At 70.9% G+C, this 16,376-nt stretch carries 18 protein-coding genes and 2 pseudogenes; 16 read left to right on the top strand and 4 right to left on the bottom strand.

Going from position 1 to position 16,376, the window contains the following annotated elements:
* Positions 1 to 48: 48 nt before the first annotated feature.
* Positions 49 to 477, bottom strand: coding sequence for an HIT family protein (locus AB0I72_RS08415; protein WP_358564406.1), 429 nt, complete (start codon positions 475 to 477; stop codon positions 49 to 51).
* Between the two features lie 119 nt (positions 478 to 596).
* Here AB0I72_RS08415 and AB0I72_RS08410 point away from each other — a divergent pair, with 119 nt between their 5' ends.
* From AB0I72_RS08410 to AB0I72_RS08400, 3 genes are all read left to right on the top strand, one after another.
* On the top strand, positions 597 to 1,586 hold the full coding sequence (locus tag AB0I72_RS08410) for a pirin family protein (protein WP_358564404.1): 990 nt from the start codon (positions 597 to 599) through the stop codon (positions 1,584 to 1,586).
* 215 nt (positions 1,587 to 1,801) lie between these two features.
* On the top strand, positions 1,802 to 3,346 hold the full coding sequence (locus AB0I72_RS08405; protein ID WP_358564402.1) for a sodium-dependent transporter: 1,545 nt from the start codon (positions 1,802 to 1,804) through the stop codon (positions 3,344 to 3,346).
* Complete coding sequence (locus tag AB0I72_RS08400) at positions 3,346 to 3,462, top strand: methionine/alanine import family NSS transporter small subunit (protein WP_358564400.1); 117 nt, start codon at positions 3,346 to 3,348, stop codon at positions 3,460 to 3,462. Before AB0I72_RS08405 ends, AB0I72_RS08400 begins: the two co-directional genes overlap by 1 nt.
* Positions 3,463 to 3,538: 76 nt before the next feature.
* Here AB0I72_RS08400 and AB0I72_RS08395 read toward each other — a convergent pair whose 3' ends face one another.
* A complete protein-coding gene (locus AB0I72_RS08395) occupies positions 3,539 to 4,543 on the bottom strand; it encodes a hypothetical protein (protein ID WP_358564398.1) in 1,005 nt (334 codons plus the stop codon).
* A 202-nt stretch (positions 4,544 to 4,745) separates the two neighbouring features.
* On the opposite strand from AB0I72_RS08395, the pseudogene AB0I72_RS08390 reads away from it, so the two are divergent.
* A pseudogene (locus AB0I72_RS08390) lies at positions 4,746 to 5,115 on the top strand (NmrA family NAD(P)-binding protein); the annotation flags it as partial.
* A 22-nt stretch (positions 5,116 to 5,137) separates the two neighbouring features.
* On the opposite strand, the gene AB0I72_RS08385 reads toward AB0I72_RS08390, so the two are convergent.
* On the bottom strand, positions 5,138 to 5,593 hold the full coding sequence (locus AB0I72_RS08385) for a nuclear transport factor 2 family protein (RefSeq protein WP_358564397.1): 456 nt from the start codon (positions 5,591 to 5,593) through the stop codon (positions 5,138 to 5,140).
* Between the two features lie 128 nt (positions 5,594 to 5,721).
* Between AB0I72_RS08385 and AB0I72_RS08380 the strand changes: the two genes are divergently transcribed.
* Together AB0I72_RS08380 and AB0I72_RS08375 are read left to right on the top strand one after the other, a co-directional pair.
* The gene (locus tag AB0I72_RS08380) at positions 5,722 to 6,711 is read left to right on the top strand and encodes a GlxA family transcriptional regulator (protein ID WP_358564396.1); all 990 of its coding nucleotides are present in this window, start codon (positions 5,722 to 5,724) and stop codon (positions 6,709 to 6,711) included.
* 4 nt (positions 6,712 to 6,715) lie between these two features.
* On the top strand, positions 6,716 to 7,453 hold the full coding sequence (locus AB0I72_RS08375) for a Mut7-C RNAse domain-containing protein (RefSeq protein ID WP_358564394.1): 738 nt from the start codon (positions 6,716 to 6,718) through the stop codon (positions 7,451 to 7,453).
* Positions 7,454 to 7,491: 38 nt separating this feature from the next.
* Here AB0I72_RS08375 and AB0I72_RS08370 read toward each other — a convergent pair whose 3' ends face one another.
* On the bottom strand, positions 7,492 to 8,286 hold the full coding sequence (locus AB0I72_RS08370; protein WP_358564393.1) for a helix-turn-helix transcriptional regulator: 795 nt from the start codon (positions 8,284 to 8,286) through the stop codon (positions 7,492 to 7,494).
* A 167-nt stretch (positions 8,287 to 8,453) separates the two neighbouring features.
* Here AB0I72_RS08370 and AB0I72_RS08365 point away from each other — a divergent pair, with 167 nt between their 5' ends.
* The 10 genes and pseudogenes from AB0I72_RS08365 to AB0I72_RS08320 all read left to right on the top strand — a co-directional run bounded on the left by AB0I72_RS08365 (position 8,454) and on the right by AB0I72_RS08320 (position 16,325).
* A complete protein-coding gene (locus tag AB0I72_RS08365; RefSeq protein ID WP_358564392.1) occupies positions 8,454 to 9,239 on the top strand; it encodes an NAD(P)H-dependent oxidoreductase in 786 nt (261 codons plus the stop codon).
* 155 nt (positions 9,240 to 9,394) lie between these two features.
* Positions 9,395 to 10,090: a type 1 glutamine amidotransferase domain-containing protein gene (locus tag AB0I72_RS08360; RefSeq protein ID WP_358564390.1), complete on the top strand. Its 696-nt coding sequence runs from the start codon at positions 9,395 to 9,397 to the stop codon at positions 10,088 to 10,090.
* Positions 10,091 to 10,129: 39 nt separating this feature from the next.
* Complete coding sequence (locus tag AB0I72_RS08355; RefSeq protein ID WP_358564388.1) at positions 10,130 to 11,086, top strand: LysR family transcriptional regulator; 957 nt, start codon at positions 10,130 to 10,132, stop codon at positions 11,084 to 11,086.
* Between the two features lie 126 nt (positions 11,087 to 11,212).
* Complete coding sequence (locus AB0I72_RS08350) at positions 11,213 to 11,419, top strand: hypothetical protein (RefSeq protein ID WP_358564386.1); 207 nt, start codon at positions 11,213 to 11,215, stop codon at positions 11,417 to 11,419.
* Positions 11,420 to 11,527: 108 nt separating this feature from the next.
* Positions 11,528 to 11,773: pseudogene (locus tag AB0I72_RS08345) on the top strand (recombinase family protein); the annotation flags it as partial.
* A 206-nt stretch (positions 11,774 to 11,979) separates the two neighbouring features.
* A complete protein-coding gene (locus tag AB0I72_RS08340; RefSeq protein ID WP_358564384.1) occupies positions 11,980 to 12,573 on the top strand; it encodes a TetR family transcriptional regulator C-terminal domain-containing protein in 594 nt (197 codons plus the stop codon).
* Positions 12,570 to 13,733: an FAD-dependent monooxygenase gene (locus tag AB0I72_RS08335; protein WP_358564382.1), complete on the top strand. Its 1,164-nt coding sequence runs from the start codon at positions 12,570 to 12,572 to the stop codon at positions 13,731 to 13,733. Before AB0I72_RS08340 ends, AB0I72_RS08335 begins: the two co-directional genes overlap by 4 nt.
* A gap of 11 nt (positions 13,734 to 13,744) precedes the next feature.
* Positions 13,745 to 14,227, top strand: a complete 483-nt coding sequence (locus AB0I72_RS08330; RefSeq protein ID WP_358564380.1) for a nitroreductase family deazaflavin-dependent oxidoreductase — start codon at positions 13,745 to 13,747, stop codon at positions 14,225 to 14,227.
* A gap of 11 nt (positions 14,228 to 14,238) precedes the next feature.
* On the top strand, positions 14,239 to 14,964 hold the full coding sequence (gene npdG / locus AB0I72_RS08325) for an NADPH-dependent F420 reductase (protein ID WP_358564378.1): 726 nt from the start codon (positions 14,239 to 14,241) through the stop codon (positions 14,962 to 14,964).
* 764 nt (positions 14,965 to 15,728) lie between these two features.
* A complete protein-coding gene (locus AB0I72_RS08320; RefSeq protein ID WP_358564376.1) occupies positions 15,729 to 16,325 on the top strand; it encodes a DUF1062 domain-containing protein in 597 nt (198 codons plus the stop codon).
* Positions 16,326 to 16,376 lie beyond the last annotated feature (51 nt).

Below are 16,376 nucleotides of genomic sequence, written 5' to 3'. Positions count from 1 at the left end.
TACTCCACCCCACCGCCCCTGGGTGCGCGTACTCACGACACGCGCACCTCAGCCCCCGTCCTGACCCACCAACGCGCGCAACCGTTCGGCGTGGTCGTCCAGCACCGCCCGATCCGCCTCCTCCCACACGCCCCGCAAGGAGAACCCGTCCCCCACGAACCGGGGGAACACGTGCAGATGCGCGTGGAAGACCTCCTGCCCGGCGGCCTCACCGTCGGCCAGGAACAGGTTCACGCCCTCACACCGCACCGCGCCGCCCCGCAACGCCGTCCCCACCCGGCGGGCGACGCGCCACATCCGGGCGCCGACCTCGTCGTCGACATCCCCCAGCCCCACCACGTGCTCGCGCGGCACCACCAACACGTGCCCGGGCGTCACGGGATTCAGATCCATGAACGCCAGCACCAACGCATCGGAGTGCACCAGACTCACCGGTGCCCGACCATCCCGGATCAGGCAGAACACACAGTCGCTCACACAGGCCTCCTCGTCGCCGCCCGCCCACCCTCACACGCCCCGCCCCGGGCCGCCACCCCCTGTTTCCCACCGGCACGCCCCCACCACCCACGACCCCCGCCTCCGCTACCGTCGACCCCGTGAGCAACCAGGAACGCCACCCCGGCGAGCAACGCGTGTGCACCGCCGAGGACACCACCCCCTGCCCGGACACCGAACTCCTCACCCCCCGCGAGGTCCCCCTGGGCGGACCGCGCGCCATGCCCGTCCTCCGGTCCCTGCCGGGCAAGAACCGCCGCATGATCGGCGCCTGGTGCTTCGCCGACGTCTACGGCCCCACCGACATCTCCCACCAGGCGGGCATGCAGGTGCCCCCACACCCCCACATCGGCCTCCAGACCGTCAGCTGGCTCGTCCGCGGCCGCGTCCACCACCGCGACAGCCTCGGCTCCGACCAACTCGTCCAACCAGGCCAACTCAGCATCATGACCGCGGGCCACGGCATCGCCCACTCCGAACGCACACCCCAGGACGCACACCCCGTCCTGCACGGCGCCCAACTCTGGATCGCCCTGCCCGAAGGCGACCGCCACGGCCCACCCGCCTTCGCCCACCACGACGACCTGCCCGTCCTCACCCACCCGGGCGCACGCCTGACCGTCATCGCCGGAGACGTCGACGGCCACCGCTCCCCCGCCCGCGTCCACACCCCCCTCATGGGCGCCGAAGTCACCCTCGACCCCGGCGCCCACCTCACCCTGCCCCTGGACCCGGACTTCGAACACGGCGTCCTGCCCCTGGACACCCCACTCGACCTGCTCGGACACCACATCGAGCCCGGAGCGTTGCTCTACCTGGGCCCCGGCCGCCACCACCTCGACCTCGCCGCCACCCGCGGCGCCCGCCTCCTGGTCATCGGCGGCACACCCTTCACCGAGGACCTGCTCATGTGGTGGAACCTCGTGGGTCGCGACCACGACGAGATCGTCCGGGCACGCACCGACTGGGAACGCGCCCGCACCGGCCACGGCACCCGGTTCGCCCCCGTCACCGGCGACCCCGGGCCCGCCCTGCCCGCCCCCGAACTCCCCACCGCCCGCATGCGGCCGCGTCCACCCCACCGCCGGTGACCGCGCCCGCCCCGGCCCCGCGCGAACCGGCCGACAGCACCGCTGAAGACCCGCGGTAAGCCCCGGTTGCCGTCCACCAGAGCTGGACGATCCCCCACCCCAAGCCCGCAACGACACGACAACGCGTCGGCCCTCGGCCGCCACACGATGCCCAACCGCCCAACTCCTGCTAGCGTGCGGGTCGCGAACAACATGATGATTTAGGAGACCTGAACATGGTCCAACAGACGCGCGAGCAGTGGGGCACGCGCGCGGGCTTCCTGATGGCGGCGATCGGATCCGCCATCGGCCTGGGCAACATCTGGCGATTCCCCTACGTCGCCTACGAGAACGGCGGCGGCGCCTTCCTGGTGCCCTACCTCGTCGCCCTCCTCACCGCCGGCATCCCCCTGCTCATCCTCGAATACGCCATCGGACACCGGTACCGCTCCTCAGCGCCCCTGTCCTACCGGCGCCTCCTGCGCCCCGCCGAGGCGATCGGCTGGTGGCAGGTCGTGATCTGCTTCGTGATCGCCGTCTACTACGCGGTCATCATCGCCTGGGCGATCCGCTACACCCTCTTCTCCTTCGGGCAGCAGTGGGGCGAGGACCCCAACGCCTTCTTCTTCGGCGAGTTCCTCCAGACCGCGGACGCCCCCGGCATGGTCTCCGGCTACGTCTCCGGCGTCACCTGGCCCCTGATCGGCGTCTGGGTCGTCGTCCTGGGCGTCCTGGCCCTGGGCATCCGCAACGGCGTGGAGAAGGCCAACCGGATCTTCATCCCCCTGCTGCTGGTCCTCTTCCTCGTCATGGTCGTCCAAGCCCTCACCCTCGACGGCGCCACCCAGGGCCTCAACGCCCTGTTCACCCCCGACTGGGGCGCCATGAGGCAGGGCAGCGTCTGGATCGCCGCCTACGGACAGATCTTCTTCTCCCTGTCCATCGGCTTCGGCATCATGGTCACCTACGCCTCCTACCTGCGCCGCAAGTCCGACCTGACCGGCTCCGCCCTCGTCGCGGGCTTCGCCAACAGCTCCTTCGAACTGCTGGCCGGCATCGGCGTCTTCTCCGCCCTGGGCTTCATGGCCGCCGCGGCGGGCACCAGCGTCGACCAGGTCGCCACCTCCGGTCTGGGACTGGCCTTCGTCGCCTTCCCCCAGATCATCTCCAGCCTGCCCTTCGGCGCCAGCTTCTTCGGCGTGCTGTTCTTCGGCTCCCTCGTGGTCGCCGGCATCAGCTCCCTGCTGAGCATCGTCCAGGTCATCGTCTCGGCCGTGCACGAGCGCACCGGCCTCGGCCGCGTCCCGACCGTCCTGACCGTCGGCGGCGCCACCGCCCTGGCCTCGATCCTGCTCTTCCCCACCCACGAGGGCCTGTTCTTCCTCGACGTGGCCGACCACTTCATCAACCAGTACGGCATCGCCCTGGCCGGGCTCGTGCTCATCATCGCCGTCGCCTGGATCGCCCGGAAGCTGCCGCTGTTCCAGGACCACGCCAACGCGGTGTCCTCCCTGCGCCTGGGCCTGTGGTGGCGCCTGACCCTGGGCATCATCACCCCCGCCCTGCTGGGCTACATGATGTGGGACAGCCTGCGCACCGAACTGGACGCCAACTACGGGGAGTACCCCACCCCGTTCCTGCTCACCGCGGGCTGGGGCGTGGCCGTCGGCGCCATCGTCATCGGCGTGATCGTCTCGCTCGTGCCGTGGAAGCGCGCCGACGAACTCGCCGCCCAGGACCGGCTCGCCGACCACAATCCCGCCACGGAAGGGGACCAGTGATGTCCACCAGCGCCATCGTCATGATGGTCGTCTCCATCGTCCTTCTCTGGGGCGGCCTGGTCGCGGCCATCGTCAACCTGCGCCGCAACCCCGAGGAACCCGAACACCACGAGTAGACACCCCCCGGGGCGGCGGAGGACACCCCGCCGCCCCGAGTCGGGCACGGACACACCGACCGACGCGGACCAAGACTCACATGCGGCCGCTCGACCGCGTCACCCGCAGCTGACGAAGCAGACCACCGTAGTCCTCGTCGTCATCGCTGACGAACATCGGAAAAGACCCGTCGACCAACGCGACGCCCTCGACCTTGAGCCCCGAACTACGCGCGAGCTCCTCCGGCGGTTCCACCGGACGCAGCCGGGCACCGAGGGACCCGCCCGGGCGGACCACCGCGGCGCGGTACACGGCGCTGTCGAAGGGACCGAGGTCGCCGGGATCGAACGCGGACGAGATGTAGACGTTGCCCTCCCCGTCGATATCCATACCCGAGGCGGGACGCGCGTCCGGCGGCTCGGGCGCCGTGAAGGAAACCGACACCCACCTGCCGCCGAACTCGATCTCACCACCCTCCCCGATCCACAGACGGGTCATGTTGACGTTGGTGGTGTCGCTTCCCTGCGCCCGCTCGGCGTACACGAAGTAGTCCCTCCCGCGGACCGTCGCGACAGCCGTCGCCTCAACGTTCACGAGCGGTTCGGGCGTCGCGGGCCACGGCACCGCGCCCACGATCTCGATGTCCAGATCCTCGTCCCACCGGGCGAGATAGATGGTGGGATCAGGGTCGGTGCCATCGGCGTTGCTCTCCACCAACAGGGCCTCGTTCCGATGGGGCACCCGGGCGATGCTCTCCAGATCATTGGGCACACTGGGGAACGCGACGTCCAGTTCCTGGACGATGATCCCGTCGGTGTCGACGGGGGTCCGCACGATCGACAGGCGTGGGAGGTCGCGCTCGGCGTAGTCGTCCCTCGCGTCATGGCAGACCAGGAAGATCTGCTGGGGCTCCCCGCCGTTTCCCGCGGCGGCCGTGGCGAGCCAGGTGATGCCGCTGAACTCGCGGGGCGCCCTGATCTCGCTCCGCCCGGTCGACGGGGCGCCGGAGGAGGCGTCGACACCGCCCGCGGCCAGCGCCAGAACGCTCAGCGCCGCCGCGGTCGGCAGCACACCGCGCGTCATCAACCGACGTCGCATCATCGTCCTCCCATCATGCGGCGGGCACGACCGTCGGGCCCGCTCCGCACGAACCTAGAACACGAGACCACAAACCCGGTGCAGGCACCGCCGGGAGCCGCAAGAATCCGACCAGGAGGCCGTCACGGCCCACACACGCACACCGGACCGCCGCGTCCAGCCCGGTCTTCGACGACCGGGCCGAGTCCCGAAGATCGCCGAGAACCCCACCGGCGACGACATCCCCGCCGCCACCCACCTCACCCGTGCCGCCCACCACACCGGAGTGCCCCACCTCGTCTACATCTCCATCGTCGGCGTCGACCGCGTCCCCCTGCCCTACCACCGGACCAAGCACACGGTCGAACGCGCCCTTCAGGCCTCCGGAATCGGCTGGCCCCTCCTGCGCACCACCCAGTTCCACGACCTCATCGCGCGCCTCCTGGCCCAACACGACCCCGCCGGACGCGTCCCCGGACATGGGCGGCCCCCGCGTGGAACCCCTGGTCGACCTCGCCCACGCCTACCTCGACGCGGTCGGACGACACCGCCGCCCGCTCCCCCTCCGCCTACCCGGACGCACCTTCGCCGAGTACCTCGCCCACACCCCGGGGCTGATCACGCCAACGGGAACGGCCTCCCGTGCTCCTCGACCGGGCGCGGACCGAAGATCCGCCGCTCGCCCTCGACGATCTCCAGATCGTTGATGCTCGCCTCCCGCCGCCGCATCAACCCCCGCTCGTCGAACTCCCACAACTCGTTGCCGTAACTGCGCCACCACCGGCCCCCGGCGTCCCGGGACTCGTACTGGAACCGCACCGCGATCCGATCGTCCCCGAACGCCCACAGCTCCTTGCGCAGCGCGTAGTCCCACTCGCGCTCCCACTTGCGCCGCAGGAACGCCTCGATCTCGGCCCGGCCGGTGACGAACACATCGCGGTTGCGCCACACCGAATCCGGTGTGTACGCGAGCGCCACCCTGGCCGCATCACGCGTGTTCCAGGCATCCTCAGCGGCCTGCACCTTGACCCGGGCTTCGGCCTCGGTGAACGGGGGGACGGGCGGACGGCTCATGACGCACTCTCCTCAGACGCGGTTGATCCAACAGCGCCCAGCCTGCCCGCCACACCACCCCCACCGCGATGTCCCAACAGACACACATCCCACACATTCGGACACCCAGATCAGGTACCGTCCCCCACATGCCACCACGCACCATCGCCGTCCTCGCCTACGACGGCGCCCGCCTCCTGGACGTCACCGCCCCCCTGGAGGTCCTCTCCACCGCCACCGGGTTCGGCGCCGACTACCGCCTCACCCTGTGCTCCCCCGACGGCCAGCCCGTCACCACCGCCGCGGGCACCCGCCTGATGGTCGACGCCCCCGCCCACGACATCGCCACCCCCCACACCCTGATCGTCCCCGGATCCCCCACCCTGCCCCGCACCCCCACCCCCGACGGGCTCCTCACCGCGATCCACACCCTGGCCCGCCACGCCACCCGCGTCACCTCCGTGTGCACCGGAGCCTTCGCCCTGGCCCGCGCCGGCCTCCTCGACGGACGCCGCGCCACCACCCACTGGCGCCACACCGCACTCCTGGCCCGCGTCCACCCCCACGTCCACGTCGAACCCGACGCCCTCCACATCCGCGACGGCCACCTGCTCACCTCCGCCGGAGTCAGCGCCGGCATCGACCTGTCCCTGGCCCTGGTCGAGGACGACCACGGCCCCACCCTCGCCCGCGACACCGCCCGCGACCTGGTCGTCTTCCTCCAACGCCCCGGCGGACAATCCCAGTTCTCCGCCCCCTCCCGCACCCCGCCCACCCGCGACGACCGCCTGCGCACCGTCCTCGACACCATCGCCGCCGACCCCGCCGCCCACCACTCCACCCCCGCCCTGGCCGCCCTGGCCGGCGTCACCCCGCGCCACCTCACCCGCCTCTTCCACGACCAGATCGGCACCACCCCCGCCGCCCACGTCGAAACCGTCCGCCTCGAAGCCGCCCAAACCCTCCTCGAAACCGGAGCGAGCATCACCACCGCCGCACAACGCAGCGGCCTGGGCAGCGACGAATCCCTACGCCGCGCCTTCCTGCGCCACCTGGGCATCACCCCCTCCGCCTACCGGGCCCGCTTCCGCACCACCCGAAAACACCACGACCACAGACCCCACCGCGTGCCATCCTGAGAGAATGGAACGCAATACCCGCCTGACACTGCGCTTCGCGCCCGAACTCCGGTCCTTCCTGCCCCCACGCCACCGGAACGCCCCCGTCCACATCGACCACGACGGCACCTCCACCCTCGGCCACATCGTCGAATCCCTCGGCGTCCCCCGCACCGAACTCGGCGCCCTCCACATCGACGGCCACCCCGTCGACCCCGCCCACCAGCCCCACCCCGGCCAGATCGTCGACGTCACCCCCATCCCACGCCCCCAACCCCTACCCCCCGACTTCCAGCCGCCCCGCTTCCTCCTCGACGTACACCTGGGCACCCTCGCACGCCGCCTGCGCCTGCTCGGCCTGGACACCGACTACCACAACGACCGCGACGACCCCACCCTCGTCCGCCAAGCCAACGACCAACACCGCGTCCTGCTCACCCGCGACCGCAAACTCCTGTGCCGCAAGGCCCTACGCGTGGGCGCCCACATCCACCACGACCAACCCGACCGCCAACTCACCGACGTCCTGGAACGCTTCGCCCCACCCCTGCACCCCTGGACCCGCTGCCTGGAGTGCAACGGCCCCCTCACCCCCGTCGTCAAGGGCGAAGTCGCCGACACCCTCCCCGCCGGCACCCGCGCCACCTACGACACCTTCGCGCGCTGCACCTCCTGCGCCCACGTGTACTGGCGCGGCGCCCACCACGAACACCTCACCCAGATCATCCGCGACGCGCGCGCCACCCTCACCACGGCGACCTGACCCAACCCCCACCGGTGGGCGCACCACCGCGCCCACCCTCAGACACCCCCACCCAACCGCTCCAACGCCGCCGCCTGCCCACCACCCGGCTCGGCGCCAAACACGTGCACCACCAACCCCATCTCCCCCGGCGTGTCCGGCACATGCAGCGTCTCGTAGTCCAGATCCAACACCCCCACCCGCGGATGCCGCACCCGCTTACGCCCAGCCCCGCACACCACCACCTCACCCGACCCCCAGATCCGCACGAAGTCCTCACTGCGCTCGGACAGATCGGCGATCAACGCCGCCAACTCCCCATCCTCGGGAAACCGCCCCGCGAACACCCGCAACTGCCCCACCGCCTCGGCCGCCCGCGCCTCCCACTCCGGATGCACCCCCCGCGCGGCCGGATCCAGGAACAGGAACCGCGCCTGGTTGCGATCACGCCGCCCCGGCTCCCCCACACCACCGATCAGCTCACCGCCCACCGCATTCCACGCCACCACGTCCAAACGGTGGTCCGTCACGAACACCGGCATCGGACCCAACCCGTCCACCACCCGCCGCAACAGCGGACTGACCCCCCTACGCGGAACGGCACCGCCCCGCCCCGACGCCAACGTGTCCAGATGCCGCCGCTCGGCCCCAGCCAACCCCAACGCCCGCGCCAACGCGTCGAGCACCTCCGCCGACGGCTGGGTGGCCCGCCCCTGCTCCAACCGCACGTAGTAGTCCACGCTGATCCCCGCCAGCTGCGCCAACTCCTCCCGCCGCAACCCCCGCACCCGCCGACGCCGCCCCACCGGCAACCCCACCCGCTCCGGAGCCACCCGACCCCGACGCGCCCGCAAGAACGCACCCAGCGTCCCCCCGGCCCCGCCCATCCCCACACCACGCTCACCACGCCGCACACCATCCATGCGCCCCAGTATGGGTGGCCCCGCCAGTACCAGGACCACGGATCCACAGGAGCAACCGGGTACTGGCTCCACCCGCCCCCACACGGGAACCTGGCGCCATGACCGACACGACACCACGCAACGTCCTCATCGTCACCGCCCACCCCGAACCCCGCTCCCTCAACGCCACCCTCACCGACACCGCCACCCGCCACCTACGCGCCGCCGGACACCAGGTACGCGTATCCGACCTGTACGCGATGAAGTGGAAGGCCGGCGTGGACGCCGACGACTTCCCCGACCGCGACCCCGACCGCCCCCTCGACGTACTCGCCGACTCCGGGCACGCCACCCTCGCCGGAACGCTCTCCCCCGACATCGCCGCCGAACAGGCCAAGCTGCTCTGGGCCGACGCGGTCATCCTCCAGTTCCCGATGTGGTGGTTCTCGGTGCCCGCCCTCCTCAAGGGGTGGATCGACCGCGTCTTCACCTTCGAGTTCGCCCACGGCCCCTCCCTCCCCCCGCCCTACAGCGAGGGCGCCCTAGCCGGGCGGCGGGCACTGGTGTCGGTGACCGTCGGCGCCCGCGCCACGGCCTTCTCCGACCGGGGCATCAACGGCCGCCTGTCCGACGTGCTCCACCCCCTCCAGCACGGCCTGTTCTGGTTCACCGGCATGACCCCACTGGACCCCTTCGCCGTCCACGACACGGTCCACATGAGTCCCGAACGCGTCACCGAAGCCACCCACGCCTACACCGCGCGGCTGGACGGACTCTTCACCGACGCCCCCATCCCCTACCGGTCCCTGACCGGCGGCGACTACGACCACGACATGCGGCTGCTACCCGACGTCCCGACCCGCGGAACGAGCGGCCTCGACCTGCACCTGCACCCCGCCCGCTGACCGGGTGGGCCCCAGGCGGGGCCCACCCCCCACCACGCCATAGAAAAACCAATGACACGCATCAGCGTTTCCATTGGCCCAAACCAGCGGTGAGCACCTAGGTTCGACACCGTCACCACACACCACGACGGTCCCGACCCCACAGGAGCACCACCATGGCGAACATCCTCTTCGTGATCACCGGCGCCGACCACTGGACACTCGCCGACGGCACCGCACACCCCACCGGCTTCTGGGCCGAGGAGGTCCTCACCCCCCACCAGATGTTCACCGCCGCCGGACACCACGTCACCGTCGCCACCCCCGGCGGCGTCGTCCCCACCGCCGACCAGGCCAGCCTCACCCCCGAATCCAACGGAGGCCAGGACGGCGCCGACGACGCCCGCCACGCCCTGGCGGCCATGACCGAACTCCACCACCCCCGCAAGCTCGACGAGGTCGACCCCACCGCCTTCGACGCCGTGTTCTACCCCGGCGGCCACGGCCCGATGGAGGACCTGGCCGTCAACGCCGACTCCGGCGCCCTGCTCACCCGCGCACTCGACCACGGCACACCCCTGGGCGTGGTCTGCCACGGCCCCGCCGCCCTCCTGGCCGCCACCCGCCCCGACGGCGCCAACGCCTTCGCCGACCACCGGGTGGCCGCCTTCACCAACGCCGAGGAGGCCCAGGCCGGATTCGCCGACAAAGCCCCCTGGCTGCTCCAGGACCGCCTGACCGACGCGGGCCTGACCGTCCAGGTCGGCGAACCCTGGACCCCCAACGTCGTCACCGACCGCACCCTGATCACCGGCCAGAACCCCGCCTCCTCGGCGCCACTGGCCGCCGAACTCCTCACGCTGCTGCGCTGAGGGACCAGCCACCCGACCGCATCCATAGAATCCACAGGTATGGGACACAAGGACGGCGGCGGTCCGGCCGCACCGCTCCTGGCGGCGCAGCCGGACCTCAACCTCCTGCGCACCTTCCTGGCCGTGTACCGGTCAGGCTCCTTCACCGCGGCCGCCGCACTCCTGGGCCTGTCCCAACCCACCGTCACCACCCAGATCCGCAACCTGGAACGCACCACCGGCCAGGACCTGTTCGAACGCCTGCCCCGCGGCGCCACCCCCACCCCCCTCGCCCACGACCTGGCCGCCCGCGTGGCCGCACCCCTGGACGCCCTCACCGCCGCCACCGGATGCGACCACGAACCCCTCGCCCCCACCGCCCCCGTCCACCTGGCCGGCCCCGCCGAGTACCTGTCCACGTGCGTGCTGCCCTCCCTGGCCCCCCTGGTCGCCGACGGACTGCACCTGCGCGTGACCACCGGACTGACCGACCCCCTCCTGGACGAACTACGCGCCGGCCGCTACGACCTGGTCATCTCCACCACCCGCCCCCGCGGCCGCACCCTGCTCGCAACACCCCTGGCCGACGAGGAGTTCGCGCTCGTGGCCGCCCCCGTGTGGGCCGACCGCGTCCGCGACCGCCTGGCCACCGAGGGCCCCACCGCCCTGCACGAGGTCCCCCTGGTCACCTACGCCGAGGACCTGCCCATCGTCCGCCGCTACTGGCGCCACGTCTTCGGCCGACGCCTGACCTGCCGAGCCGCACTCACCATCCCCGACCTGCGCGGCGTGCTGTCCGCCGTCAAAGCGGGCGCCGGCTTCAGCGTGCTGCCCACCTACCTGTGCGCCGACGCCTTCGCCACCGGAGCGCTCGTCCTCCTCCACGAGACCGACGACCCGCCCATCAACACCGCCTACCTGGCCCAACGCCCCGGCATCCCCTACAACCCGCACGTGAGCCGGGTCCGCGACCACCTGCTCACACCCGGCCCGCACACCTGCGACCCCGGTGCGTGACCCGGCCGCGACCGCGACAAGGGTGGTCCAGTGCAGGCCCCAGGGGATCTCCCACGCCCTGGTGAGTCCGGGGAAGTAGGCGGGATACTCGGTGAAGGCCCAGGCCGACGCCGCGTCGATCGCCACGTGCACCCCCACGGCGACGCCGACACCCCCGGCGACCAGCAGCAGTACCAACCCGATGAAGAAGACACGTACGAGCGTGACCCAGACGATTGGGATACCGAGAACCACGAGGGGGTCCTCGCAGACCCCGAAGTCCCGGCCATCGCCCGCGAGCTCGGCCTGCTGGCCCCGCCCGTGCACGTCACCGCCGCCGACCTCGACGCCTGACCGATGAAGGAGAAGGATCGCTCCAGGATCGGTCCGGGTTCTGACGGTAGCACTCTCCGCGACGCAGGTGACTGAGCAGGCAAGAGCGGGGGCTCTGTCGGCTACGCCCGCGTCTCCACCCACGAACAGAAGCTCGACCGCCAACTCCGCGCCCTCGAAGCAGCCGGATGCGTCAAGGTGTTCGCCGACAAGAAGTCCGGCGCGAACTCCCAACGCCCCGAGCTGAAAGCATGCCTGGCCCACCTGCGCCCCGGCGACACCCTCGTCGTCGCCAGATGGTGCTGGGGGTACATACGCCTGCCCGGTACCTGCCGTGCCGGACATCGCGCGGAATCACTGTGCCTACCACGGTGACGGAGTCCATGGCCCAGAGCACTTCGTCGGGGTTGTAGCGAGACACCTGAGCGCAGAGTGAGGTCGTCGACCCGCCCGTTGCCCCTTTCCAACTGATCACGTCCGCTCCCAGGAGGGCTGAGCGGCCCATACCCTCCCGCGGTTTCGCGGTCTCGATGACGCTGTGCGACTTGCTCGCACACTGTGCCGCATGGTTAATTGGTCGCATGACCAACTTAGTCGATCGAACAAATTCTGCTCGTGGGCGGCGCCGCCGCGAGGAACTCGTCGAAGCCGGGCTCGCCCTACTCGTCGAGGGCGGCTGGCCGGCCGTCACCACCCGCGCGGTGGCCGCGCGCGGCGGCACCAACATGGGGCTCATCCACTACCACTTCGGGGGCCTGCCCGCCCTGCGTCTGGAGATTGCACGGCGTGCGGGCGACGCGGTGATGATGCCCGTCGTTGAGGCGCTGCTGGCCGCACCGGACGCACGATCCGTGCTCGATGCGATGCGCACCGTGGTGCCCCGGGTCACGGGCGACGAGAGGGTGGTGCGGCTGTCCGTGGAGCTCATCGTGGGGGCGATGCGCCAACCGGAGCTCGGCGATGCGCTGCGGGCGGGGCTCAGGGAGGCGCGCGGTCAGATCGCCGACTGGCTTGGGACGCTGAACCCTCACTGGCCCGCCGAGCGAAGGACGGGGACGGCGACGCTGGTGGCGGCGTTGCTGGACGGGATGATGCTGCACCACCTGCTGGATGCACAGCTGTCCATCGAGCCCGCGCTGGCGGCGCTGGGTGAGCTGATCGGGGCCGACTCATGAAGGTCTTGATTTCCGGCGGCGGGATCGCCGGTCTCACCCTCGCCTACTGGCTGCACCACTGGGGCCATACCCCCATCGTGGTCGAGCGTGCGCCGCACGGGCGGCTCGGCGGTTACGGCATCGACTTCTTCGGCACTGGCTACGACGTGGCCGGGCGTATGGGCATGGCCGATCAGCTCGCGGCGCGCCAGCTCCCGACCGACAGCGTGTGCTACGTGGACGGGTCGGGACGGGTCACGGCCCGGCTCGAGCGGCGACTGCTGGAGAGGGTGATCGGCGGACCGTATCTCGCCCTGATGCACACCACGCTGGAAGAGGCGTTGGGCGAGGCCGTACGGGACAAGGTCGAGATCCGATACGGACATCGCATCGCCGCCATCGAGCAGCGCCCCGGTGACGTTGACGTCGCCTTCGCCGACGGCGGTCGCGAGAGCTTCGACCTGCTCGTCGGTGCGGACGGGGTGCACTCGGTGACCCGTGAGCTCGCCTTTGGGTCAGAAGAACGGTTCGCGCGGCACCTGGGCTTTGCGATGGCCTGCTATCCCGTGGCCGACACCTACGGGCTCGGGCCCCGGCGCGTCCACTACAACGAGCCCGGCCGTCAGACAGTCCTGTATCCCACCGGTCGGCCCGGCGAGCTGATCGCGCTCTTCCTCTACCGCACGTCCGCCCGGTCCGTCCCGCGGCGAACCAAGCGGCGTAGCGCACTGTGCAGCGCCTTCTCCGACATGGGCTGGCTCACTCCCCAACTGCTCGCCGCGGCACCGCAAGACGACCTGTTCATGGACAGCCTCACCCAGATCGCCATGCCGTCCTGGCACGCCGGCCGCGTCGCCCTGGTCGGCGACGCCTGCGGAGCGATGACCCTGACGTCCGCGCAGGGCGCGTCCATGGCCATGGCCGGCGGCTACCTGCTGGCCCAGGCACTGCACCAGCACGACGACCACCGGGCCGCTTTGCACGCCTACGAAGCGCGGTTGCGCCCCGCCGTGCAGCAGCGCCAGCAGCGCGCCCGCACCTTCGCCCGCTCTCTCGTCCCGGCGACCGGTATCGGCCTCGCCGCCCAGAGCACCGTCACCCGGCTCGTCCTGCGCGACGCCTTCACCGGCCTGCTGCGCCGCGGTTACGGCGACACCACCAGCATCCTCACCCGCACCTGAAAGGCACCACCATGGAAATCATCCAGCGCCCCGCACCGCCGACCGGCATCCGCCGCCTGCTGTTCCGGGCCCCGATCCACCTCTACCGGATGCGCCTGGGCTGGCTCTTCGGCGGCCGATTCCTCCTGCTGAACCACACCGGCCGCGTGTCGGGCAAGCGGCGCCAGGTCGTCATCGAAGTCGTCGAACACGACCGGACCAACGGCAGCTACGTGGTCTGCTCCGGATTCGGCCGGAAGGCCGCCTGGTACCAGAACCTCCTGGCTACACCCGAGAGCAGCATCCGAGTCTGGCTGCGCACCGTCCCCGTCACCGCCCACCCCCTAGACACGGAGGAGGGCGGTGACTTCATGGCCCGCTACGCGCACCGCCACCCCAAAGCAGCACGCAGGCTCGTGCGCTTCATGGGCTTCTCCGTCGACGGTACGCAGGAGGACTTCCGCGCGGTCGGGCAACATCTTCCCTTCGTCCGCCTCAGCCCCCGCCAATCGTGAAGGGTCACCGTATGACTGCCACACCCACCTCCCCTGACGCGTTCCCAGCCGATGGGCGGGGTGCGCGAAGCGGGCCCTGGGACCTCCCCGACGTGTCGGGGCTGGTCGTCGGCGTCCTCGGCGGTACCGGCGACCAGGGGCGCGGTCTCGCCTACCGCCTGGCCAGGGCGGGACAGAAGGTGATCATCGGCTCCCGTGCGGCCGAGCGGGCACGCAGGATCGCCGACGAGCTCGGCTTCGGAATCGAGGGTGCGGAAAACGCCGAGTGCGCGCGGCGCAGCGACGTCGTGATCGTCGCCGTGCCGTGGGACGCACACGGCACGACCCTGGAGTCCCTGCGCGAGGACCTCGCCGGGAAGCTCGTGGTCGACTGCGTCAACCCGCTCGGCTTCGACAAGAGGGGCGCGTACGCCCTCAAACCCGAGGAAGGCAGCGCCGCCGAGCAGGCCGCCGCGCTGCTCCCGGACTCGCGCGTCACGGCCGCCTTCCACCACCTGTCGGCGGTGCTCCTCCAGGACGAGACGGTCGAGGAGATCGACACCGATGTCATGGTCCTCGGCGAATCCCGCGGCGACACCGACGTGGTGCAGGCCCTCGCCGCCCGTATCCCCGGTACGCGCGGCCTCTTCGCGGGCCGACTGCGCAACGCCCACCAGGTGGAGTCACTGGTCGCCAACCTGATCTCGGTGAACCGCCGTTACAAGGCCCATGCAGGGCTGCGGGTCACCGACGCGTAGACGAAGCGGGAGCTGCCGCTGGTCGACGTCAACAAGCGCGGACGCGTCCCCGTTGGAGTGGGCTGGCGGATGCACGACGTGGGTACCGACGCGGCCCTCTCCCTCCCACGGTCTCTTCCGGTCTCCTCCGTGCGACGACCTCGCGTCCGTGGATCGCGGCGTCGGCCCGCCTTCCAGGCGGAAGCGGCACGTCGAACCTGGCCAGAGCCGTGCAGGATGTGCCGTTCCGCCTCCTGCGCGGCCCGCCCGGTCCTGTCCGGGGCCAGGTCCGCAGCACCCCTTACGTTGTTTCGTTTCGTTGGAAACGTTTATGTATAACGTATTTCAAGCATCGCCAACGGAACCCACCCCCAGAGACCCCCAAACCTGACCCCCGATAAGTGAACCTTCTCGGAGGTGAGCCCTGGAGGGGCGCCCCACCACCCGCACGATCCCGCACGGGGGCCGCAACGTTATTCAGCCGACCGTCCCGACCCGCGAAAACGCGTCGGATACAGCCCCCGCTGTACTACCACTGGCAGGCCCCACCGCCACCGGAAAACCGCTTGAGTCCTCCCTCCGCGCTCCCCTAGGTTGCCTGCGACCCCATCGCAGTGAGGACAAAGGACACAACCGCGTGACCCCGCCTGCTCTGTAGACCTGACACCTTCTTCCGCTCACCCCAAGCCGACCCCGCCGTCGGCTCCGCCGGGCTGCCCGTGCGCGCCCGGCCCCCAGCGTCTGAGGCCGCGCGCCATCGGCCTCGTGTCAGGTCGAGAGAGATCATGTCTTCACAACCCCATACCGTGCTGCCCTGGGTCGTTCGCCGGACCAGACTGCCCCTGCTGTCGTTGCGGTGCGTGGACTGCCGGTCGGAGTCGGCCACCACCGGCGAGGGCAGGTTCCGCGTCAACGCCAACGGCAAGCTGTTGGACGTGTGGCTGCTGGTCCGCTGCGTGTCCTGCGACCGGACGAGCAAGCTCACCGTGCACGAGCGAGCACCGGTCCGATCCTTCGATCCGACCGAACTCGACGGCTACCACGCCAACGATCCGGAGGTGGTGGCGGCCACACTGTTGGACCCGCTGCTCGCCCAACGCAACCGCTTCACCCTGGACTGGAACGGGGCCTGGCGGCTGAAGACCCCGCCGACACGGCCCGACCAGGCGTGGCCGCTCCACGTGGAGGTCGTCTTCACGGACCCGGTGCCGGTGCGCCCGGAGCGGCTCATCGCACAGGGACTCGGCCTCAGCAGGAACGAGGTGCTGCGCCGGGTCACGTGCGACATCCCACTGCGCCGTCCGACGAACACCGGATTCACCTTCACCATGACGGCCGGGGACCAACCGTCCGCATCACAGCGGTCAGCGCCGATGCGCTGACGCCCGCCGTGGGGCCGCCCGCAGCCCAGCCGGGGGGGGCCCGGGCCCCGC

Source organism: Nocardiopsis sp. NPDC049922, assembly GCF_040660275.1.
In the GTDB taxonomy this organism is placed as follows: Bacteria; Actinomycetota; Actinomycetes; order Streptosporangiales; family Streptosporangiaceae; genus Nocardiopsis.
Note: the sequence above shows the minus strand (reverse complement) of the source record. Positions and strands in the feature narration are given on the sequence as shown.